The sequence below is a fragment of the Halomonas zincidurans B6 genome, from assembly GCF_000731955.1.
Taxonomy (GTDB): Bacteria; Pseudomonadota; Gammaproteobacteria; order Pseudomonadales; family Halomonadaceae; genus Modicisalibacter; species Modicisalibacter zincidurans.
Map to the genome: position 1 here is coordinate 1170710 of NZ_JNCK01000001.1, position 21144 is coordinate 1191853.

Below are 21144 nucleotides of genomic sequence, written 5' to 3' on the forward strand. Positions count from 1 at the left end.
GTTCAGTGTTGGCGGGCCGTTCGCTATGCTAGAGCGAGCAAGGACAAGGGCCTGCTCAAAGAGCTGCCGCTTGCTCATTCACCGTTTCAGGACGTATCCATGGCGCTATCCGAAGGCTTCCTGCCGCTGACCGACATTCCCGCTGCGCTGCATCCGAGACTGGGTCAGCTCGAGCAGCGACTGCGCGAGTCCCTCGACGAGGCGGATGGCCGCGCCGGGCGCAACGCGGAGGAGCCGCCGGGCGAGGTCTGGGCAGCGCTGAGTCAGGCGCGGCGTGGCGAGCTGGCCCGGGTGCTGGCGGTCTCCAATCTGGTTGCCGAGAGTCTGATCCGCTTCCCCGGCTGGCTGGGCTATCTGGATGCCGAGGGCGAACTGGATCGCGCCCCGGAGCGCGAGCAGTACGATCGGCTGCTGGCCGACGCCCTCGAGCGGGCCGCCGACGAGAGCCAGCTGCATGCCGCGCTGCGGCGCTTTCGGCGCGCGCGCATGCTGGGTATCGTCTGGCGCGATCTGATCCGCCCCCAAGGCGTCGACATGTGGCAGACCGCGGCCAGCGTCTCGCGGCTTGCCGAGAGCTGTCTCGAGGGTGCGCTCGGCTGGCTGGAGGCGCACTTCGCGCCACGCTGGGGGCGGCCGGCGACGACCGCCGACGGCGAAGCGCAGCGCCTGGTGGTGCTGGGCATGGGCAAGCTGGGCGCCGGCGAGCTCAACCTGTCGTCGGACGTCGACCTGATCTTCGCCTACCCCGAGAAGGGCACCACCCAGGGCGGCAAGCGCGAGTACGACCATCAGGAATACTTCACCCGCCTGGGCCAGAAACTGATCGGCGCGCTCGACGCCGTCACCGCCGACGGCTTCGCGTTTCGCGTCGACATGCGCTTGCGCCCGCTGGGCGATGGCGGGCCGCTGGTCGGCAGCTTCGCCATGCTGGCCAGCTACTATCAGGACCAGGGTCGCGAATGGGAGCGCTACGCGATGCTCAAGGCACGCCCGGTGGCTGGCGACATCGAGGCCGGCCGCGCACTGCTCGCCGAGCTGCGCCCGTTCGTCTACCGCAAGTACCTGGATTTCGGCGCGATCGAATCGCTGCGCGAAATGAAGTCGCTGATCAATCGCGAGGTGCGGCGCAAGGGCATGGCCGGCAACATCAAGCTGGGTCCCGGCGGCATCCGCGAGGCCGAATTCGTGATCCAGGCCTTCCAGCTGATCCGCGGCGGGCGCGATACCGAGTTGCAGGTCGCCTCGCTCAAGGCGGCCCTCGAACGCCTGGCGCCCCTCGAGCTGCTGCCCCAGGCGGTGGTCGACGAGCTCACCCCGGATTACGCTTTCCTGCGCGATCTCGAGCACGTCCTGCAGGCGCTCGACGACCGCCAGACCCAGACGTTGCCCGACGCTGCCGACGAACGCGAACGGGTGGCGCTGGGCATGAGCCGGGGCGAGGTCTGGTTCGATGACTGGCCGGCGCTGATCGCCCGGCTCGACGAGGTCCGCGAACGGATTCGCGGGCATTTCGATGCGGTGATCGCCGATCCCGAAGACGACAGCGAGACGTCGGCGGCGGACGCGCAGGCCGACGAGGCGACGGTGCCGCTCGACGAATGGCGTGCGCTGTGGCGCGGCGAATTGGCCGAGAGCGAGGCGCAGGCGCTGCTCGACAGGGCAAGCTTCGAGGCGCCCGTGTCGCTGCGCCGGATTAACGGGCTGCGCGAGTCGCGCGCCGTGCAGGGCATGCAGCGGATCGGCTTCGAGCGCCTCGATGCGCTGATGCCGCTGCTGCTGGATGCCGCCGCCGACAGCGCGGCGCCGAGTACTGCGCTGGAGCGCGCCCTGCCGCTGGTCGAGGCGGTGCTGCGGCGCACCGCCTACCTGGCGCTGCTGCGCGAGAATCCCGAAGCGCTGGGCCATCTGATGCGGCTGTGCGCCGCCAGCCCATGGATCGCCGAGCAACTGGCCCGTCATCCGGTGCTGCTCGACGAATTGCTGACCCCGGCGACCCTCTATTCGCCGGCCGACAAGACACGCCTGGCCGATGAGCTGCGCCAGGCGCTGGCGCGAATTCCCGAGGACGACGAGGAGGCCCAGCTCGAGGCGCTGAGAGTCTTCAAGCACGCCCAGGTACTGCACGTAGCCGCCTCGGACATTGCCGGAGCGCGCACCTTGATGAAGGTCAGCGACTACCTGACCTTCATCGCCGAGGTGGTGCTCGACCAGGTACTGGCGATGGCCTGGCGCAACCTGACCAACAAGCATGGCCGTCCGCAGCGGCGCGACGGCTCGCGGGTCGATCGCCACAGGCCCGAATTCCTGATCGTCGGCTATGGCAAGCTGGGCGGAATCGAGCTTGGCTACGGCTCGGATCTCGACCTGGTGTTCGTTCACGACGGCGCGCTGAAGGGCAGCACCGATGGCAAGCGAGCGATCGACAACCCGGTGTTCTTCACTCGTCTGGGCCAGCGCATCATTCATCTATTGACCGCGGTGACCCCGGCCGGGGCGCTCTACGAGGTCGACATGCGCCTGCGTCCCTCGGGCAACTCGGGGCTGCTGGTCAGCAGTCTCGAGGCCTTCGCCGACTATCAGCGCAACCAGGCCTGGACCTGGGAGCACCAGGCGCTGGTGCGCGCCCGGGTCGTCGCGGGCGACGCAATGCTCGAGGAGCGCTTCGCGGCGATCCGCGGCGAGGTGCTGGGCCGCGCGCGCGAGTCTCAGGCACTGCGTGACGAGGTAGTGGCGATGCGCCACAAGATGCGCGATCACCTGGGCAGTCGGGCCAGCGAACGCGAGGCGGGGCGCTTCGACATCAAGCAGGATGCCGGCGGCATGATCGACATCGAGTTCCTCTGTCAGTACGCGGTACTGGCGATGAGCCACGACGAGCCGGCGCTGCTCGCGTTCAGCGACAACATGCGGCTGCTGGAAACCCTCGAGGCGACCGGCCGCCTGCCCGCCAACGACGCCAGGGCGTTGCGCGAGGCGTATCTGGCCTACCGCAACACCAGCCATCGCCAGGCGTTGACCAAGCAGGGCGGGCGCGTAGCGGCGGAGGATTTCGTCGACCATCGTCGGGCGGTGAGCGATCTCTGGCAACGCTGGCTGGCGCCGGGCGATTAATCGAGAGGCCATCTGATACAGCGTGCTGTCGCCATGCAGGTTTATGCTCAGCCTTGACTAGGCTTGCTACAGGATAATGCAGGGCGGATAGCGTTCGACTAGTCTCTCGCTCCATGGCGAGGCGGAGTCCACGCCAGTTTTCGGGAGGCAATGACAAGGACCGTTATGCTCGACTGGATCTCGCAGCATCAGAAACTGCTCAGTCTCATCATCAATTTAGGCACGCTGCTGATCTGGCTGGTCTACGCGCAGCTGCTGTATCTGGGCTTTCGCCGCCAGCGCCGGCCACGGCTGATCATCAACCGCGGCAAGAAGAAGGATATCAACGCGCTGTGCATCATCAGCAACATGAGCGCCGAATCGGTGTTCATCGAGTACATCATCGCCACGCTGGACACCTCCCGGGGGCAGATCGTCATGGATGTCACCGATTTCGAGCAACAGTACAGCGACGACGATGATCTGGGCAGTAACGAGGAGGAGAATCGCAAGTCGCGGCGCGTTCTCAATGACTCGAGCGTCAGAGAGAACACCCGTCAGGGGCCGCTGGGGTCGGGCGATTTCCTGCATATCGGTACCTTCAACGACCTGATTGCCCGGATGGCCAGGGATGAAGGCATCGAGATAGAGCACCACCGGCCCAAGGGCGACCTGACGCTGGACAGGCTGACCATTCGGCTGGTGGGCATCTACGGTCCCGAGGACATGCCGATCGGCGCCGAGCGCTCGTTCACGCTTTCAGACAATGGTGTCTACTGTTCGTTGGTACCGGAAAGCTGGGACACCAAGCGCATGGCCTCGATGCGCCAGCGTCGTGAACTGCGCAAGCAGATCCAGCGCTTCAATTCGACCAACTTCAGCGCGTCTTCGTCGTTCCAGGCACAGCAACAGGATGAGGAGAAACCGAGCGATACGCAGTGAACTCGCACGGATCAATCCGCTGTCGGCAACCGGGCGAGACCGTCCTCTAGATCGGTGAGGTCCGGCAGGATGACGCTATTGGTCGGGAACGGTGAATGACTGGCGTCGCCGGCAAGGATGCCGAGAAAATGTGTGCCATTGGAGCGTGCGGCCCGGTAGTCGTTGTAGGAATCGCCGATCATCACGGTACACGCTGCATCGAAGCCGTGTTGATCGATCAGATTGCGCAGGCCGTTGGCCTTGTCCGGCGGCGCGCCGAGTACCGCGTCGAACAACCCGCTCAGGCCGCGCCGTTCGATCACCCGACGCAGCTCCATCTGGGGGGTCGCCGAAAGCAGGAACAATGGCAGACGGCCCTGCCAGCGTTGCAGGAATTCGTGGGCCCCGGGCAGCATGGGCGCATCGGCGACCCGCGCCTCGATATGCTCGGCGAAAGCCTGGGATAGCTCACGGATGCGTGTCTCGGAGACCGGTCGGCCGAGAATGTGCGCCTCGATGTGGTGGAACTTGACGTCGCGTGGCTGGCCGCCGCCGCGCGCCAGATAGGCATGAATGGCCTGACGCAGCGGTTCGGGTTCGTCTCGATAGAATTCGGCGAAGGCGCTGCGCTTGAGTGTCGCCGAGTCGAGAATGACCCCGTCGCAATCGAAGACAAGGGCGTCGAAGTGGGGCTCGATGGCATCGGACATGAACAACTCGTGAGCGAATCCATGAAAAAGCCCGGGCAGACCCGGGCCTTGGCCATTATGCTTGATTGCGGCGCTTTAACAACTGCTTCAGCGGTGTGTTGCTCAGCAGCAGCAGTACCACAGCGATGGTTAGCACCAGCGACAGCGGATTGGTGACCAGCGACAACAGGAAGGCTCCAGAGTCGTCGCCCACCGATGACATCGCCTGGCGATAGGTCTGATCCATCAGCGGACCGAGGATCACGCCGAGAATGACCGGGCCCATCTGGAAGCGGTATATCTTCATAAAGTAGCCGAGCAGGCCGAAACCGAGCATCCAATAGACTTCGGTCATACTGCTGTTGAGCGAGTAGCTGCCCACCACAGACAACACCAAAATCAGCGGAATCAGGATCGCCTTGGGCAGTTCGACTACCTTGGCGAAGATCTTGATACCGGTGAGGCCGAATATCAGCAGGAAGATGTTGGCCAGCGCAAGGTTACCGACCGTAAACCAGAAGATATACGGCGTCTGGATCATCAACATCGGGCCAGGGTTGAGGCCGTGGATGATCAGCGCGCCGATGATGATCGCAGTGACCGCGTCGCCGGGCATGCCCAGCGTCAGCATCGGCACGTAGGCCCCGCCGACCGCGGCGTTGTTGGCGGTTTCGGGGGCCACCAGGCCTTCGTAGGCACCCTGGCCGAATGGCTTGCTGGGGTTCTTGACCGAGCGCTTGGCATGGTCGTAGGCGAACAGCGAGGCAATGTCGCCACCGGTGCCGGGCAGCGCGCCGACGATCACCCCTATCAACGAGGTACGGATCGACAGCGGTAGGTACTTGCGCACCAGTTTGAACGAGGGAATGATCTTGTCGACCTTCTGGCGCACCGGCTGGGCGTTGAGCTGATGGAGCTGAAAGAATGCCTCAGCGACACCGAACATGCCGATCATCACTACGACATAATTAATGCCGCCCATCAGTTGCATGCTGCCCATGGTGAAGCGCGGCTCTGCGGTGACCTGGTCGAGGCCTACCAGACCGATGACCGCGCCCATGGCAGCGGCGAAGATGCCGCGGGACAGCGACTCGGCGGCCAAACTTCCGACCAGCAGCAGACCCAGGGCGGCGATCAGAAAGTAGTCACGCGGAGCGAATTCCAGCGCCATATCGGCGAGAAAGGGGGCAACACTGGCCAGCACCAGGGTGCCGAGCAGGCCGCCGATCACCGACATCACCGTGCTCAGGCCGATGGCGCGGCCAGCCTCGCCCTGCTGGGCCAACGGGTAGCCGTCGAACGAGGTCGCCACCGACGAGGGGGCGCCGGGAATGTTGAGCATGATCGCGGTGCGCGAGCCGCCGTAGACGCCGCCGGTGTAGATGCCCACTATCAACGCCAAGGCATCGTTGATGTCCCAGGAGAAAGTGAAGGAGATCAGGATCGACGTGGCCATGGTCACCGAAAGGCCGGGAATCGCGCCGATATAAATGCCCGCTAGCGTGCCTATGGCTGTCAGCATCAACAGTGACGGGTCGAGCCATGCCATCAGGAAATAGGAAATCGAGTCAGCCATGCTGGGAACCTCGGTCGGTCAGGGCAGGTAGACCTGAAATAGCAGCTTGAACAGGGCGTAGATGACGCCGGTCGCCACCGCGGTGATGATCAGGGACGCCAGGAAACGACCACGGCGCAGAAAGACCTGCGAGACGAACAGGAAGAGCACCGTCGCCGGGAGGAATCCGACCAGTTCAAGCAGGAACAGGTAGCAGAGAGCCAGTACGGAGAAGATTACGATCGGCAGTGGGAAATGCTGTTGGACGAATTGGCGGGCCTCGTCGAGGGCGCCTGTTGTATCCGGTTTGGGATGATGGCGCTGACCCCAGAGAATGGCCAGCATCGAGCCGATCATGATCGCCCCCAGCAGGAGGGGAAAGGCCCCGGCAGAGTTGGGTAGATCGAAACCGGCGATCTGGTAGGCCTCGTAGAACACGCCCACGCTGAGCAGGAGCAGCAGCGCGTTGAAGGCGCGTTCCCCTGTCTTGAGTTGCTGTTCGTTGGACATGGGTGTCTCCATGTGAGCGACGGCGGGATTGTTATCCCACCGTCGCCTTGCAGGTCAGAGGATTATGGCTTGGGGATGCCGACATCTTCCGGTGAGATCTTGGCTGCATCTGCCTTCTGTAGGGCCCAGGCGGTTACCGACTGCCAACGGTTCAGGAACTCTTCGGCTTTTTCACCTTGCAGGTTAAGTGACTTTGCGCCGTTCTCTGAGAGGAATTTCTGAAAATTCTCATTGGCCACGCCCTTCTGATAGGCCTCGCTGAGAGTAGCGACGATGTCTTCCGGTGTGTCCTTGTTCACGGCTACGGCCCAGAACGGCCCCCAGGGTAGATACGATTCGATTTCGGGCAGTGCCTGGGTGATCGGCGGCGTATTGGGCAGTTCTTCGATCTTTTCCTTGGTGAACACGGCCAGGCCCTTAAGACGCCCGGCGGCTATCTGATCCTGGGCTGCGGCCAAGCTCAGCGGCATGAAGTCGATATGACTACCGAGCAGCGCGGTGATTCCCGGGCCATCGCCGCCGAAGGTCACATTGCGCACGTCCAGACTGCTGACCGAGTTGACCATTGCTAGAATGGTGCTCGGTAGACCACCCGCGCCAGTGCCTCCCATGCGCAGCTTGCCTGGATTCTTATTGGCATAATCGAGCAACTCCTTGAAGTTGTCGAACTGGCTGTCGGCTGGTGCGGCGATAACCACCAGACCCTGACCGATCACGTTGATCGGCGTCATGGCACTATAGTCGAAGTCTGCCAGTCCCATGATGGGGTAAAGCTGCGGGTTTTCGGCGCCGTAAAGTACGGTGTAGCCGTTCGCGGGCTGTTGCATAACAGCGTTCATACCGATCACGCCGGTGCCACCCGGACGATTGTTGAGAATGATGTCGGTGCCCAGCGCGTCCTCGACGTATGGCGTCAGGCTGCGTGCGACCGTATCCGTAGCGCCGCCGGCACCCCACTGGATGATGCCTTGGATATTGCGCTCTGGGTACTCGGCGAAGGCAGGCGAAATGGCTGCCAGGGTTCCGGCCGAGAGCGCCAGGCCGGTAAGTAGTTGCTTGATCATGGGCTGTTATCCTCCAGACGGTGCGACGCGTTATTTTTTAGAGTGCCCGACATCGTCGCAATGGTATTTGTGTTCGATAGGCGAATCGTCGTCCTACCTGCGAACAAACTAGAGGCGGCACGTGATGCTGTCAATCGCCTAACGCCCGACTACGACCAATGTCGAAGCAAATATGGAACGTCGTGCCAGAACTGCTCTTCAGGCGCCTGAGGCCCCGATTCATGGGGGCTCACTGGGTAAACGCGCTTGACAGGATCGTGCTCCGGGAGTCCATAATGCGAACTAACGAACGCTATGCGAACAACGAGCCGTCCAGCACCCGCTATCTTATACTAGGGCGCCAACGTCGATGACGGTATCTTGCCCGACAAATCAGGAGAGTATCTCATGCGAGCCATAGCCACCGTATGCCTCAGCGGTGACCTGCGCAGCAAACTGGAAGCCGTCGCGCGCGCAGGCTACGACGGGGTGGAGATATTCGAAAATGACCTGTTGTCCTTCGATGGCTCGCCAAGCGACGTACGCGCGTTGTGCGAATCGCTCGGCCTGCGGATCGTCGCCTTCCAGCCGTTTCGCGATTTCGAGGCGATGCCCGAGCCGCAGCGTCGGCGCAATCTCGAGCGCGCCGAGCGCAAGTTCGATCTCATGGAGGAGTTGGGCACCGACTTCCTGCTGGTCTGCAGCAACGTCTCGCCGCAGTGCATCGACGACCTGCAGCGGGTGATCGACGACCTGCGCGAACTGGCCGAGCTGGCCGGCAAGCGTGGTCTGCGCGTCGGCTTCGAGGCGTTGGCCTGGGGACGTCATATCAGCGACTACCGGGTGGCCTGGGAGGCGGTGAGACGTGCCGACCATCCGGCGCTGGGGGTGGTTCTCGACAGCTTTCATATTCTCTCGCGTGGCTTCGAACTCGACACCCTGGCGAGCATTCCCGCCGACAAGATCGCCTTCGTGCAGATCGCCGACGCGCCGCTGCTGGACATGGACGTGCTGCAATGGAGCCGGCACTTTCGCTGCTTCCCCGGCCAGGGCCGGCTGCCGCTCGAGGCGTTCATGCAGGCGCTGGCCAGGACCGGCTACGACGGGCCGCTGTCGCTGGAGATCTTCAACGACGCCTTTCGCGCCGCGCCGAGCGACGCCACCGCCAGGGACGGGCTGCGCTCGCTGATCTGGCTCGAGCAATGCGCCGAAGGCGCGCCCTGGTCGCAGCCGGCCCCGGCGCAGCCCGACTACCGCGGGATTCACTTCATCGAGTTCACCCTCGATGAGGGCAGTGCCGCACCGCTCGGCGAATTCCTCTCGGCGCTGGGCTTCCAGCACATCGGCCGGCACCGCTCGAAGAACGTCGAACTGTGGCGCCAGGGCGACATCCATCTGGTGCTTAACTTCGAGACCGACAGCTTCGCGCATACCTTCCGCCTGCTGCATGGCACCTCGGTATGCGCGGTGGGCTTTAGGGTCAGCGATCTTGACACCGCCATGGCCCGGGCGCGCATCTATCAGGCGCCGCTGTTTCGCGGTCCGGTGGGCGAGGGCGAGATGCAGATTCCGGCGTTGCGCGGGATCGAGGGCAGCCTGATCTACCTGGTCAACGACGCCCAGGCCCGCGACGTGCAGTGGCGAACCGACTTCACGCTGTTCGACGACGCCTCCGATCAAGGCACCGGTCTGCTCAACGTCGATCACATGTCCTATGTGCTGCCGCCCACCCAGCAGCTCGGCTGGCTGTTGTTCTATCGCAGCGTGTTCGGTTTTGCCGCCGGCAGCGAGCACGAGATAGCCGATCCCCGCGGCATGATGATCAGCCAGACGGTAACCAGCCCGGAGGGCTCGATTCGCCTTCCGCTCAACGTCTCGTCGGCCTCGGACACCCAATCGGGGCGCTTTCTGTCGGCGCATCAGGGCGGCGTGCAGCAGATCGCCTTCGCCACCGGCGAGATCTTCGCCACCGTCGATGCCATGCGCGCGCGCGGCCTGCCGATGCTGCGCATTCCGGCCAACTACTACGACGACCTGGCGGCGCGGTTCGAGCTCGACGATAGCCTGCTCGAGGCGATGCGGACCCGCAATATCCTTTACGACCGCAACGACGACGGCGAATTCTTCCACGCCTATACCGAGACCTTCATGGACCGGTTCTTCTTCGAGGTGGTCGAACGACGGGGCGACTATTCGCAGTTCGGTGCGGTGAATGCCCCGATTCGCCTGGCCGCGCAGGCCGCCCAGCGCTGAACGCAATCACCGCTATGCAACCGGGGGCTCGCCAGGGCGGTTCCCGCAATGGAGACAGTGCATGAAACTCGGTCTGATCGGCAGGGCGATCATGAATTCCAGCTCGCCGGACTTGCATGTTCGGCTGGGCAAGCTGACGGGCATTCCCGCCAGCTACGATCTCTTCGATGCCAACGAGCAGCCCATCGAGTCGCTCGACAGCCAGGTCCGCGAAGTGATGGCGCAGGGCTATCGCGGCGTCAACGTCACCTATCCGTACAAGGAAGCCGCACTCGAGGTCGCGACGACGATGGGCGAGGGCGCGCGGCTGGTCGGCGCGGCCAACACGCTGATCTTCGAGAATGGCGCAGTTCAGGCCGAGAACACCGACTTCACCGGCTTCATCAACGGCTATCGGGCGACCCTCGGCGAGCGCCGGCCGGGGCGCGTGCTGCTGGTTGGCACCGGCGGCGTGGGCAAGGCGGTGGCCTTCGGCCTGGGCAAGCTGGGCGCCACGGAGATCGTCCTGCTCGACCTGGACCCCGACAAATCGCGCCGGCTCGCCGAGGAGTTGAAGCGCGCCGGTTTCCCGGCATCGACGATTATCGCCGAAGAACTGGAAACGACCGCGGCGCGTTGCGACGGGCTGGTCAACTGCACGCCGATCGGTCACGAGAAGAGTCCCGGCTGCCCGTTGCCCAGCTCGGCGATTCAGGGTCATCAATGGATATTCGACGCCGTCTACGTCCCGGCGGTGACCGAGTTCATCGCCGCGGCGAAGACGATGGGCGCGCAGGTGGTCAGCGGGGTGAGCCTGTTCGTGTTCCAGGGTGTCGATGCCTTCAAGTTCTTCTGCGAAGATGCCGACAAGCGGGCGCTGGTCGAGAAGCAGGCCGCGGCGCTGTTTGCCCACTACAAGCGTGAACTGATGAAGGAGAACGAGGCATGAGCGCGTCCAAGGTGCTAATCCTGCACGGCCCCAACCTCAACCTGCTGGGCACCCGCCAGCCGGAGATCTATGGCCACGAGACGCTCGACGACATCAATAACCGGCTCTATGAGAAGGCCGCGATCAACGGCTGGGATATCGCCTGCCGGCAGAGCAACCACGAGGGCGAGCTGATCGATGCCATCCAGACCGCGCGGACCGACGGCACCGATCTGATCGTCATCAACCCCGCGGCCTACACGCACACTTCGGTGGCGATCCTCGACGCCCTCAACGCTTACGAGGGCCAGGTCATCGAGGTGCATCTTTCCAACATCCACAAGCGTGAGGCGTTTCGTCATCACTCCTACGTCTCGCGGCGCGCCGACGGTGTGATCGCCGGGCTGGGCAGCCGGGGCTATCTGCTGGCGCTCGACACCCTTTCCTGATATTTCCAGCGCCTATGGCGCAATTTCCCCGCCATGGCGTTTTGCTCGGGCCCGGAGAAAGAGGGGATCTGCTGAGAATCCCCTGTCGAAAAAGCAATGCGTCTAGTGCGCCGAGCGCCAAAGAGGTGTTGATCGTAGCTGATGAGCCACTTGAGTAAACCATCCTATGAGGGAAGGAATTGCTAGAGAGACAGACGCATTGACAGGTCTGCTGCCTTGATATCCTTCGTGAGGGTTCCCAGAGAAATGTAATCGACTCCCGTCTGAGCGATATCGGCCAGCGTATTTTCAGTAATACCGCCCGACGCTTCCAGTACAGCGCTGCCATTGTTCAACTGGACGGCTGAATACATGTCATCAAGGGTGAAATTGTCCAGCATGATAATATCGGCTTTGGCTGCGAGAGCTTGTTTCAGCTCGGAAAGGTTTTCAACTTCGATCTCGATAGGAGCCTCCAGTCCCGTCTGCCTTGCCGCTGTTATGGCTTCGCTGATACCACCGCAGGACATGATATGGTTTTCCTTGATGAGGAAACCGTCATAGAGACCTGTCCGGTGGGAATGGCAGCCACCACAGGTTACAGCATACTTCTGCGCCAGGCGTAGACCGGGCAACGTCTTGCGAGTATCCAGGAGCTTGGCGTGTGTATTGCCGACCAGGGTTGAATAGGCATGACAACGCGTAGCGATCCCCATCAGCAGCTGCAGGAAGTTGAGAGCGCTACGCTCACCGCTCAAGAGGGAGCGGGCTGAACCTGACAGGTGACACAACGGGGTATTGGCTTCGACCATGTCTCCGTCCGAAGCTACCCACTCGATCTTCACGCCTTGGTCAATTTCTCGGAAAACCTCATCGACCCATCGGCTACCACACATTATGGCACGTTCCCTTGTCGTGACAGTGGCTTCGGCGTGAATGTTCTCGGGAATCAGGTGGCTAGTGATATCGCCACTGCCGATGTCCTCCAGAAGTGCTGCGGCGACGTTGTCGTGGATGGCTCGTGCAAGGGCCTCTTTGTCAATCTCGTACATCAGGATGGTCCTTTTAGTGCTAAAAGTCGTTTTGTGAGCAGTTTCTTAAGAAGAGATTCGGAATTTTCATGCAGGATCGCCGAACGGGCGAAGCAGAGAGCTCGGCTCATAGTCAGAAAAAGGCACCCTGTGAAGGGTGCCGTAGGATAAGCCGAGGTCGTTTTGGGTTCTTAAATCATGCGGGTATTTTATGATCGCTGTGTCGAAGGTGTGGCGTAGTCACGAAACAAATGCCAAAGATCACTATGGCAACGATAATCGTCCACCAACTTGGGACGATGAACATCAGGCCCGCTACGCCAAAGCCGACCCTTGGGAAGGTTTTCAGGGGCTTTCGCCAATAGCCTTCGATCCCAATGCTCAGTAGCAGTACTCCGACTACCGCCGTCAGGCAGGACATGGCGATATTGAGCCAACTTCCGACCAGCAGCAGCCCTTCACCATACACGAACGCGAAGGGCACGATGAACGCCGTGATGGCTAATTTGACTGCGCCTATTGCGATTTCGGTGGGCTTTGCGTCCGCTATCGCCGAAGCTGCAAAGGCGGCGACGGCTACCGGGGGCGTCATTGCCGACAAGACCGCAAAGTACAAGATGAACATGTTGGTCTGTAATACGCTGAACCCTAGAGACAGCAACGTTGGGCTGACCAGGACAGTGGCGAGAATGAAGGCCGACGGCGTGGGCATGCCCATGCCGAGAATAATCGCCAAGATGGCCGAAATGACCAGCGCCAGGAATGCACTGTTACCAGCCAGCAAGAAGACCAGGTCGGAGAATTTGCTGCCGAGCCCAGTCATGGAGATACCACCGATGACGAGCCCGGCAGCCGCACAGGCGGCCACGACGGATACCATGCGCAGCGTGGTAACCGCTAGCGCATCCCAGACCGCCCTGGGACCCATGCGGGTCGATTTTCGGAAGGCGGCAACAACCAGGACCATGAAAGTCGAAATGGCAGCCACATAGGTGGGCGAGTAACCCATGACCAGTGCGGTCGACAGAGCTACTAGCGGAACGATAAAAAGGCCGCCGTTTTTAAGAGTGCCCTTGAAAGACGGCGTTTCCCCTTTGGCGAGTCCGCCAAGGCCCAGCTTCATCGACCGAAGGTGTACTTGGCTGTAGACACACAGGTAGTAGAGGAGAGCGGGGATGATGCCAGCGATGGCGATATCCCGGTAATCAATGCCGGTGTACTCTGCCATGATAAAGGCTGCAGAGCCCATGACAGGGGGGAGCAAGCTGCCACCGGTCGAAGCAGCGACTTCGACACTACCCGAGAGCGCCTTGTTGTAACCCAGGCGTTGCATGATGGGAATGGTGACAGAGCCCGTCGTCACAACGTCAGAAGTGGGGCTGCCAGACATGGTGCCGTAGAGGCCGGAGGAGATTACTGCAATCTTGGCAGGACCTCCCGTTCTCCGTCCCGCAATGGCGGAAGATAAATTATAGAAAAATTCGGCGCCACCTGCTTTAGAAAGGAAGGTCCCGAACATGACGAACAGGAACGCATAAGTGGCCGCTACCCGCAGGGGAACGCCGAACAGGCCGTCAGAGGTGAACATCATGATGTCCATGAAGTGATTGTAACTCACTTCTCTGAAACCCAATGGACCAGGCAGCGAGTGGCCGAACAAGTTATAGACAAGGAACAGGAGAACGACACTGGTCAGGCCCATGCCGACCGTGCGACGCGTCGCTTCTATGGTGAGAAAGAGCAATACGCTGGACGCGATCAGGTCCGCTGTCTCCAGTGGGAAAAGCAGGGTTATCCTTTCAGCGATACGATCACTCTCGATGAAAAAATAAATGCCTACCGCTATGCTGGCCGTCACTAACAACCAGTCCAGCAGGCTGGGTCGGTCGGTACGGCCCTTGGGGCCAGCATTGATGACCAAGAATAATACCGCCAGCATGGCGGACAGGAAGATGACGGTCATCGTGTACAAATCAATATAGACGATGGTCGTCGTGTAAATGACCGCAATCGCTATCAAGGCAGCACATCCATGTACTGCCATGCCCAGTTTACCCTTTAGTGGCCGCCTCGTTCCCGTGCCGGCCAAGAGTTTGAAAAACGGAATCATCGAAATCATCCTCAGCAGCGAGAGTATGCCGGGTTAGTCAGTTAACGAAGCCCCGCTTCCTTCAGATAGCGAATAGCCCCTTCGTGGTAGGGCACGCCTTCGGAGGAAGCCATGACTTCGGGGGTCAACCCTTTCATCGCAGGATGGACGGTGGCGATCTTCTGGTAGTTTTCAAACAGGGCCTTGGTGATGTTGTACGCAGTCTGCTCGTCCATGTCGCTGCGTACTGCCAAGGCGGCACTGATCGTCACGGTAGGAATGGCTTTGGGCGCCCACTTGTAGGCACCGCCGGGGATGACAAAAGGCTTGGTGCCTGATTTTTCATCGACAGCCTTGACCGTTTCTTCTGAAAGCGGCAACAGAGTCAGGTCGATACTATTGCTGGCTTGTAGAATGGAGCTCTGACGCACGAACAGGCTATTCAGGAACATATCGATGCGGCGATCCTGGATGAGGTTGGATTGCTCACCTGAAGCCGCATAAATAATTTCCCCACCCCAACTTTTAATCTTGTCAGGACCTGCGCCGATTTCGTTCAGCATTTCCATGGCAACGCTGGAGGCAATATTGCCTCGCTTGTTAATGGCGATCGTGATCGGGGGCTTGACCTTGGCAATGTCAGAAAAGGTCTTGATGCCGTATTTCTCGGCAAAGTCCTTCCGCATGACGGCCTGCATGGGGGCCCAGTTGTACAGGTTGGCAAGTACCCTGATGTCCTTGATCGGCTCCCGGAACGGCGGTGAGCCATCCTGTGCCAGCTTCAATACGGCATCCTCGATGATTGCGAGACTGGCGTCGTCACGCTCCAGGACGGCGACATTGGCCAGGCCGCCGCCCGAAGTCTGATAGGTGATTGTCGAACCAGGGTACTCGGCCTTCAAGGCTGAGTCGATGCCAGCCCCCAGCAGTGACCACAATCCACCGGGAGAGGCGCCGGCCACGGTCATTTCGTAACTTTGGGCCGAGGCAGGGTTGATGAGCAGGCTGGGAGCTATAAAGGCGGCTGTGCAGAGCGCTTTCTTGATGAACTTCTTCATTATATTCACCGTGTTTGTCAGGTTTGAAGGTTGTTTTTATAAATAACCATGAATTTATATTTTAAAACTTTCCAGGGTGGAAGGATGGAATAGATCCTCGGGTTTGAGTCGGCGACTGGAGAGGCCTTCCGCATGGTGCTGGTTCAGGAAACGCTCGAGGGTATTTTTATTTTCGGCAAAACCATACGACCAGAAGTCGTCGCCCATCAAGTTCCGGGCAGCACGGAGCTGATCTTCAACGAAGGGTAGCGTCACTTTCGTGGCGGCAGTATCGCTGAGCTTGGCCACGGCTAATGCCTTGGACTGTTCGAAGGCCTTGTAGACCGAAAACGGCAGCCAAGGGTGACGTTCGACCAGTGTCTTGCGAATGCCCAATAAATGCATGATCGGAAAGATACCGGTACGCCGGTACCAGTCCGATGCGGCCTGTTGCGGGTCGGCATAGAGATAGCCCACATGAGGGTGTCCGCGGTCGAAACAGGATGGGGCACGTGGCCCCATCACTGCGTCCAGTTCACCCGAGGCGAGCATGCCGGAAAGCGTTTCCCCTGCAGGGATGTTTTCCACATGGACGCCTTCCGGCAGATTGAGGTTGATTTTCTCGACTCGACCCGGCTGCTCGTAACCGCCGCGCAGCCAAGTGACGTCGCTAGGCTTCAGACCATGGTCTTCTTCGAGAAACAGCCGCGCCCAGACGTTGGCAGTGAGCTGGTACTCCGGAACGCCGATGCGCTTGCCTCGAAGATCCGCGGGCGTCTCGATGCCTCGGTCGGTGCGGATATAGATCGAGGTGTGGCGAAAGGCGCGCGAGGGAAACACGGGGACACCCACGTAGGGGCAATTGTCTGCCGCGGTCTTCACCGAGAAACTGCTCAGCGAAAGCTCGGTGATGTCGAATTCGGCATGACGAAAAGCGCGGAAGAAAATCTCTTCCGGGTCGTGGAGCATGAACACCGGATCCACGCCGTCGATCTGTACTTCCCCGTCGATCAAGGGACGCATGCGATCATAGTTACCTACGGCAATGGAGAGTTCTAGTTTGTTCATCAGCAGTCCTGGGTCGGTCGTTGATTGTCGTTTGCCGTGTATCAGCCGGGATCAGGAACTGATCGGCTACTTGGCTTGGGCATCCGCCGCATAGAGTTCGGCTTCCTCGGGCGCGGTGCCCAGCTCGCGCCAATCGGTTTCCTTGGGGACGACGCCCTGGAAAGATTTCAGCTTGTACTGCGGAATGCGCGGCTCTTCGGTACCAATTGCCGGTCCACCTTGCTGCATGGTCTTGGCCGCCTGGACCATCTGGCGACGGAACTCGACGATGGCGAGGTCGCTGGCACCAAGGCGGTCGTGGGTGCGGTCGGCAATGGGGCCCATGGTTTCCCACATGGCGATGTCCTGGTTGGGGATGCCGCGGATACCGGTGAAACTGGTGCCGAGCTGCATGATCCGACGATCCTGCCAGTAATTGTTCTCGCGATTACGGAACTTGTGGAAACGCTCGTCCAGATCGATGCCGACCTGAGCCCCGAGGAACTTGCGCCAGGATTCGGTATCCGGAGTGGTGGCTTTGTCGCCCCAGGCGATGAAGTGAAATGCCGTGTGGGTATCATCAATCGGTACATGCAGAATCGCGATATCATAAAGATTGTTCGGGGGTATCTGCACGGTGTAGGGCGCAATGAATAGGGTCGTACGCACATAGTCGTGCGTCTTGGAATCCGTGATTGGACGGCGGATTGCTGCATAGCGAAACCCGAAACGGGTCTTTTGCAATTGCAGGCGTGGGGCCTTGTCCGTTGACGGGCGAAGCCAGAGTTTATCGTTGGCTTCGGCACCACCGATGCGTGCGGGGACCATATCGGTGGAATGCAGGGAGGACGAGTGTGCCGAGTCGATGGCACCTTCCAGAATCTGCGCCCAGTTGCAATCGATGATGATCTTGGCGATCGATACCTTGGTTTCCGGCGTCGGCTGGAACACCGGTGCGGTGAATTCCGGCTTCTCCTCGGCGGGCCCCATGTAGACCCAGATGAAACCGGCCTCCTCGTGGGTCGGGTACGCCTTGTGCTTGACCTTTTCGGTCATTTTCGATTCCGGCGGCTCGGACGACATTTCGAGGACATTGCCTTCGACGTCCATCTTCCAGCCATGGTACAGACAGCGCAGCCCGCACTCCTCATTGCGGCCCAGCGCCAGTGATGCGCGGCGGTGAGGACACATCTCGTCCATAACACCAACGCGACCATCAGTGTCGCGGAAGGCTACCAGGTCTTCGCCCAAAAGGCGTACCCGAACGGGATCGCCGTCCGGTTCGGCGACTTCTTCGGAGAGGCAGGCAGGCAGCCAGTGACGACGCATGATCTGCCCCATGGGGGCGTCACCTTCGACACGGCAGAGGAGTTCGTTTTCTTCGTGAGTCAACATTGCACGAGATCTCCAGATTGGGTTTGCGACGCTATCCAAGCCTTGTGCAGTGAAAATGCTTAGATATCTAACTTACATGCCTAAGTTAGTCCAAGAGTCCGCAACGTCAAATACGGCGAAAGTCGTATTTTGTGCCGTATTCGCAATATTTTGAGACCTTCGTCTAGAGGGGCTTCCCGGGATCTGGCGGTCATTCTTCCGCGATCCCTTCGCGCTTGACGCGAGCCCCACGCGGCGACTCGGTATCGTTCGGCCAAGGCGTATTTTCTGATCGTAGAAAGGCGGAATGGCGAATGGTTTGCAATGACTTATAAAGCATTATCGAGCGGTACTTTATTGTCCGCGATGCGTTCGCGCACCTCGCGCTGCAGAAAAAGAGAGCACGGCCCATGCGCCTTGTGCTTGGCACTTATCGAAACTGTCGGGAAGCGGTGGCGGGCAACTACAAAAAGGCTCGTCCGATGGCATGACCGTGCGCCCCGCTCCTCGGTCAAGGGAGCGGGGCGCACGGGGTCGACTGAATTGAACACGCTGATCGGGCAGGAGTGCCGGAGCGATGGCCCCGTCAGTCGCCGTTGCCAATCATAATGGCGCCGGCGAGCGGGCGGTCGGCTAGCGACGTGCCTGGGCGCGCTGCTTCCACAGCTGCCAGGGTCTCTCGACCTGACCCTCGATCATCTCCATCGCCGTCTTGGCTTCTCCCGGGGTCAGGTATTCGACAGGACCGAGGCGCAGGGCATCGGCCTGCAGGCGTGCATTCACCTCAACGTAAACCGCCCGATAGACGGCTTGCTTGAGTGTTGGGCCGGTGACCGTCGCACCGTGTCCACGCATCAGCACGACATTATTGTCGCCCAGTGAGTGGGCCAGTGACTCGCCAAGCGGGGCGTTTCGGATCAGCAGGTCCGTGGCGTCACCAGCGACGTCGCGGATCTCGAAGATCGGGGCGCCTTCGCCGATAAAACCGCTCATGTGACACATGGGTCTCAGCGGCGTCGACTTGACCGCACTGAACGGCACCACCGAGGGCGAATGGCTATGCACCACGGCCATGACATCCGGTCGGGCGCGATAGATCTCTCCATGGATGAAACGTTCGAGATAGACCTTGCGCCCGTCGGCATCGACGGGCGTGCCGTCGAGGTCGAATTCGATGATGTCCTCTGCATCGACCAGGCCTGGCGCCATGTTGCGAGCGAGCAGAAAGCGCTCGGGACGTTCGGGGTGGCGGGCGCTGACGTGGCCGAACGCATCGACAACGCCTTCGTCGAAGAGAATGTGGTTGGCATGGACCAGATCCTGCAGCAGGTCGTCGATGTCCGGCGTTCCGGCAGCGGCCTGCGGCGTATTGTTGTTCATCGCATATCCTTGGCTGGGTATGGGGTTTCGTCTAGTGGGTGCGTTATTCGTTGGCTTCCGCCAGGTTGCTGATAATGGCGAGCAGGGTGCGCCGGGTCGCCAGCAGGTCGTCGTCGTCGACGCCGCGCACCGCGCTATCGTTGACCGATTCGGCCAGCGGAATCAGGGTCTGCTTGAGATCGCGGCCTTTCTCTGTCAGATAGATGTGGATGTTCTTGCGGTTGCCGTTGAGCTGGCGCCGCTCGATCAGGCCATTGGCCTCCATGGCCTTCAGCGCCGTGTAGGTGGTCGGTTCCATGAGACCGGCCTGTTCGCTGAGCTCACGCTGAGTGAGCCCCTCGGTCACCCACAGGATGCGCAGAAACGACCAGTGGCCGAAGCTCACGGAGTGATCCGCCAGCTTCGTCTGCAGGGTTTTGGTAAGCACGCGCCCGGCATCGCGTACCAGGTGGGCCAGGCGGTCGTCGGGGACGTCCTCCTGCCAGTGCCGCAGTACCGTTCTTGTCTCTTGGTTGTTGCTTCGTGCCATCACGGTTTCCTTCTGACGAGCCAATGGGTCTCCCAGCCAACGCCTACCTTAGCGCAGCGCGGTGGGGCAGTCCCACCTGCTGGGAGAGCACTACATCGCGCCTGGTGGCTGCGGACTCGAGCATGCCCAGGCAGACTTCCATGGTCGCCAGGCCCCATTCGCCGGAGTGGATCGGGGCTCGGCCGTGGCGCACGGCGTCGATCAGCTCGTCGAGCACCTCGCGGCGCGGAATCGTCGGGGGCGCCAATGCCTCCAGGTAGCGCCGGGTATCGGCGTAGACCTGTACCCCCTGGGGCGAGGGGCGCAGATCGGCGTGATCGCAGGCGACCACGACGAAGCCGAAATGATTGTGGGTGATCTCCTCGAGGCGGCTGTTGGCGAGCGACAGGCCGGCGCCGTAGGTGCGGGTGTTCTTGAGTGCGGCCTCTTCCTCGGGGGTCTGTACCTGGGCGAGTCTGCGTCGGGCATGACCGTACTGGCTGGGGTCGCGTGGCTGACCGAGCTCGCCCGACCAGCCACAGAACTCGTCGCTGTCGAAGTGCGCGAAGCCGCTGTAGGTCATGGTGGCGAAGGGGCCGCCCTCGAAGCTCAGCAGGGCGCCATAAGCGCCTTCGGTGGGGCGGGCGGCATCCCAGCTGCCGGTGATGGCCCGTACGCTGCTCGCTCGACCGCCTCCCAGTAGTCGCACGATATCGACCTGATGGGCGGCCTGGCTGAAGACCACGCCGCCACCGCGTGATGTATCCAGTTCCTCGGGACGTCGCGGGCGATAGAGAAAGTCGGTGAAGTTGAGCGCATGAATCATGCGGACTGCGCCGAACTCGCCGCTGTCGATCAGTTCACGGGTACGCAGATAGGGCGTATCGAAGCTGTGGCTGTGCCCGACCATCAGCCAGCGTCCGGCCTGGCGCATGGCCGCTATCATGGCCCGGCAATCCTCGAGCGAGAGTGCCATGGGCTTCTCGACGAGGACATGCTTGCCGTGCGCCGCCGCCAGTTCGACATGCTCGCGGTGAAACTGGTGCGGTGTGGCGACGTAGACGGCTTCGACATCAGGGTTGGCGCACAGCTCGGCAACGTCGGCGTAAGTCACGGCGTCGAAATCGCTTGCGAATTGCCGCCGGGCCTCCTCTCGAGGATCGGCGGCCGCAACGAGACGAATGCCAGGGTGTGCCGCCAGGGTCGGCAGCAGCAACATGAAGCCGCGACCGAGACCGGCGATCCCGAGTCGCAAGGGCGGTGGTGTCATGGGATTCTCCGG

General features: G+C 61.2%; 17 protein-coding genes. 5 read left to right on the forward strand and 12 right to left on the reverse strand.

The window, feature by feature from the left end; genetic code table 11:
* Positions 1 to 99: 99 nt before the first annotated feature.
* Both glnE and HALZIN_RS0105550 read left to right on the forward strand, forming a co-directional pair.
* A complete protein-coding gene (glnE, locus tag HALZIN_RS0105545) occupies positions 100 to 3111 on the forward strand; it encodes a bifunctional [glutamate--ammonia ligase]-adenylyl-L-tyrosine phosphorylase/[glutamate--ammonia-ligase] adenylyltransferase (RefSeq protein WP_031383244.1) in 3012 nt (1003 codons plus the stop codon).
* A gap of 165 nt (positions 3112 to 3276) precedes the next feature.
* On the forward strand, positions 3277 to 4032 hold the full coding sequence (locus HALZIN_RS0105550; protein ID WP_031383245.1) for a hypothetical protein: 756 nt from the start codon (positions 3277 to 3279) through the stop codon (positions 4030 to 4032).
* Positions 4033 to 4043: 11 nt separating this feature from the next.
* Here the strand turns inward: HALZIN_RS0105550 and HALZIN_RS0105555 are convergent, their stop codons facing one another.
* From HALZIN_RS0105555 to HALZIN_RS0105570, 4 genes are all read right to left on the reverse strand, one after another.
* Positions 4044 to 4721, reverse strand: coding sequence for an HAD family hydrolase (locus tag HALZIN_RS0105555; RefSeq protein ID WP_031383246.1), 678 nt, complete (start codon positions 4719 to 4721; stop codon positions 4044 to 4046).
* Positions 4722 to 4776: 55 nt separating this feature from the next.
* Positions 4777 to 6276: a tripartite tricarboxylate transporter permease gene (locus HALZIN_RS0105560; RefSeq protein ID WP_031383247.1), complete on the reverse strand. Its 1500-nt coding sequence runs from the start codon at positions 6274 to 6276 to the stop codon at positions 4777 to 4779.
* 18 nt (positions 6277 to 6294) lie between these two features.
* The gene (locus HALZIN_RS0105565; protein WP_031383248.1) at positions 6295 to 6765 is read right to left on the reverse strand and encodes a tripartite tricarboxylate transporter TctB family protein; all 471 of its coding nucleotides are present in this window, start codon (positions 6763 to 6765) and stop codon (positions 6295 to 6297) included.
* Positions 6766 to 6827: 62 nt separating this feature from the next.
* A complete protein-coding gene (locus tag HALZIN_RS0105570; RefSeq protein WP_031383249.1) occupies positions 6828 to 7829 on the reverse strand; it encodes a tripartite tricarboxylate transporter substrate binding protein in 1002 nt (333 codons plus the stop codon).
* Between the two features lie 387 nt (positions 7830 to 8216).
* On the opposite strand from HALZIN_RS0105570, the gene HALZIN_RS0105575 reads away from it, so the two are divergent.
* The 3 genes from HALZIN_RS0105575 (at position 8217) to aroQ (ending at position 11417) form a co-directional block, all read left to right on the forward strand.
* Complete coding sequence (locus HALZIN_RS0105575) at positions 8217 to 10061, forward strand: bifunctional sugar phosphate isomerase/epimerase/4-hydroxyphenylpyruvate dioxygenase family protein (protein WP_031383250.1); 1845 nt, start codon at positions 8217 to 8219, stop codon at positions 10059 to 10061.
* A 61-nt stretch (positions 10062 to 10122) separates the two neighbouring features.
* Positions 10123 to 10989, forward strand: coding sequence for a shikimate dehydrogenase family protein (locus HALZIN_RS0105580; RefSeq protein ID WP_031383251.1), 867 nt, complete (start codon positions 10123 to 10125; stop codon positions 10987 to 10989).
* On the forward strand, positions 10986 to 11417 hold the full coding sequence (gene aroQ, locus HALZIN_RS0105585; RefSeq protein WP_031383252.1) for a type II 3-dehydroquinate dehydratase: 432 nt from the start codon (positions 10986 to 10988) through the stop codon (positions 11415 to 11417). Before HALZIN_RS0105580 ends, aroQ begins: the two co-directional genes overlap by 4 nt.
* 182 nt (positions 11418 to 11599) lie before the next feature.
* Here the strand turns inward: aroQ and nadC are convergent, their stop codons facing one another.
* The 8 genes from nadC to HALZIN_RS0105625 form a co-directional block, all read right to left on the reverse strand.
* Positions 11600 to 12448, reverse strand: coding sequence for a carboxylating nicotinate-nucleotide diphosphorylase (nadC, locus tag HALZIN_RS0105590; protein WP_031383253.1), 849 nt, complete (start codon positions 12446 to 12448; stop codon positions 11600 to 11602).
* A gap of 175 nt (positions 12449 to 12623) precedes the next feature.
* The gene (locus HALZIN_RS0105595) at positions 12624 to 14537 is read right to left on the reverse strand and encodes a TRAP transporter permease (protein WP_035575184.1); all 1914 of its coding nucleotides are present in this window, start codon (positions 14535 to 14537) and stop codon (positions 12624 to 12626) included.
* Positions 14538 to 14578: 41 nt separating this feature from the next.
* Positions 14579 to 15574 (reverse strand): TAXI family TRAP transporter solute-binding subunit, encoded by a 996-nt coding sequence (locus HALZIN_RS0105600; protein ID WP_031383255.1) that lies wholly within the window; start codon positions 15572 to 15574, stop codon positions 14579 to 14581.
* A gap of 54 nt (positions 15575 to 15628) precedes the next feature.
* Positions 15629 to 16621: an ABC transporter substrate-binding protein gene (locus HALZIN_RS0105605; RefSeq protein ID WP_031383256.1), complete on the reverse strand. Its 993-nt coding sequence runs from the start codon at positions 16619 to 16621 to the stop codon at positions 15629 to 15631.
* Between the two features lie 66 nt (positions 16622 to 16687).
* Positions 16688 to 17995 (reverse strand): Rieske 2Fe-2S domain-containing protein, encoded by a 1308-nt coding sequence (locus HALZIN_RS0105610; protein ID WP_051907393.1) that lies wholly within the window; start codon positions 17993 to 17995, stop codon positions 16688 to 16690.
* A gap of 612 nt (positions 17996 to 18607) precedes the next feature.
* Positions 18608 to 19354 (reverse strand): class II aldolase/adducin family protein, encoded by a 747-nt coding sequence (locus HALZIN_RS0105615; protein WP_051907394.1) that lies wholly within the window; start codon positions 19352 to 19354, stop codon positions 18608 to 18610.
* Between the two features lie 43 nt (positions 19355 to 19397).
* The gene (locus HALZIN_RS0105620) at positions 19398 to 19883 is read right to left on the reverse strand and encodes a MarR family winged helix-turn-helix transcriptional regulator (RefSeq protein WP_031383259.1); all 486 of its coding nucleotides are present in this window, start codon (positions 19881 to 19883) and stop codon (positions 19398 to 19400) included.
* 43 nt (positions 19884 to 19926) lie between these two features.
* Positions 19927 to 21132 carry a Gfo/Idh/MocA family protein gene (locus HALZIN_RS0105625; protein WP_031383260.1) on the reverse strand — a complete coding sequence of 402 codons (1206 nt, stop codon included), beginning with the start codon at positions 21130 to 21132 and terminating at the stop codon, positions 19927 to 19929.
* Positions 21133 to 21144: the final 12 nt, after the last annotated feature.

Coding starts and splice junctions, on each gene's coding strand:
- glnE (WP_031383244.1), top strand. CDS start 100: ATGGCGCTATCCGAAGGCTTCCTGCCGCTGACCGACATTCCCGCTGCG.
- HALZIN_RS0105550 (WP_031383245.1), top strand. CDS start 3,277: ATGCTCGACTGGATCTCGCAGCATCAGAAACTGCTCAGTCTCATCATC.
- HALZIN_RS0105555 (WP_031383246.1), bottom strand. CDS start 4,721: ATGTCCGATGCCATCGAGCCCCACTTCGACGCCCTTGTCTTCGATTGC.
- HALZIN_RS0105560 (WP_031383247.1), bottom strand. CDS start 6,276: ATGGCTGACTCGATTTCCTATTTCCTGATGGCATGGCTCGACCCGTCA.
- HALZIN_RS0105565 (WP_031383248.1), bottom strand. CDS start 6,765: ATGTCCAACGAACAGCAACTCAAGACAGGGGAACGCGCCTTCAACGCG.
- HALZIN_RS0105570 (WP_031383249.1), bottom strand. CDS start 7,829: ATGATCAAGCAACTACTTACCGGCCTGGCGCTCTCGGCCGGAACCCTG.
- HALZIN_RS0105575 (WP_031383250.1), top strand. CDS start 8,217: ATGCGAGCCATAGCCACCGTATGCCTCAGCGGTGACCTGCGCAGCAAA.
- HALZIN_RS0105580 (WP_031383251.1), top strand. CDS start 10,123: ATGAAACTCGGTCTGATCGGCAGGGCGATCATGAATTCCAGCTCGCCG.
- aroQ (WP_031383252.1), top strand. CDS start 10,986: ATGAGCGCGTCCAAGGTGCTAATCCTGCACGGCCCCAACCTCAACCTG.
- nadC (WP_031383253.1), bottom strand. CDS start 12,448: ATGTACGAGATTGACAAAGAGGCCCTTGCACGAGCCATCCACGACAAC.
- HALZIN_RS0105595 (WP_035575184.1), bottom strand. CDS start 14,537: ATGATTCCGTTTTTCAAACTCTTGGCCGGCACGGGAACGAGGCGGCCA.
- HALZIN_RS0105600 (WP_031383255.1), bottom strand. CDS start 15,574: ATGAAGAAGTTCATCAAGAAAGCGCTCTGCACAGCCGCCTTTATAGCT.
- HALZIN_RS0105605 (WP_031383256.1), bottom strand. CDS start 16,621: ATGAACAAACTAGAACTCTCCATTGCCGTAGGTAACTATGATCGCATG.
- HALZIN_RS0105610 (WP_051907393.1), bottom strand. CDS start 17,995: ATGTTGACTCACGAAGAAAACGAACTCCTCTGCCGTGTCGAAGGTGAC.
- HALZIN_RS0105615 (WP_051907394.1), bottom strand. CDS start 19,354: ATGAACAACAATACGCCGCAGGCCGCTGCCGGAACGCCGGACATCGAC.
- HALZIN_RS0105620 (WP_031383259.1), bottom strand. CDS start 19,883: ATGGCACGAAGCAACAACCAAGAGACAAGAACGGTACTGCGGCACTGG.
- HALZIN_RS0105625 (WP_031383260.1), bottom strand. CDS start 21,132: ATGACACCACCGCCCTTGCGACTCGGGATCGCCGGTCTCGGTCGCGGC.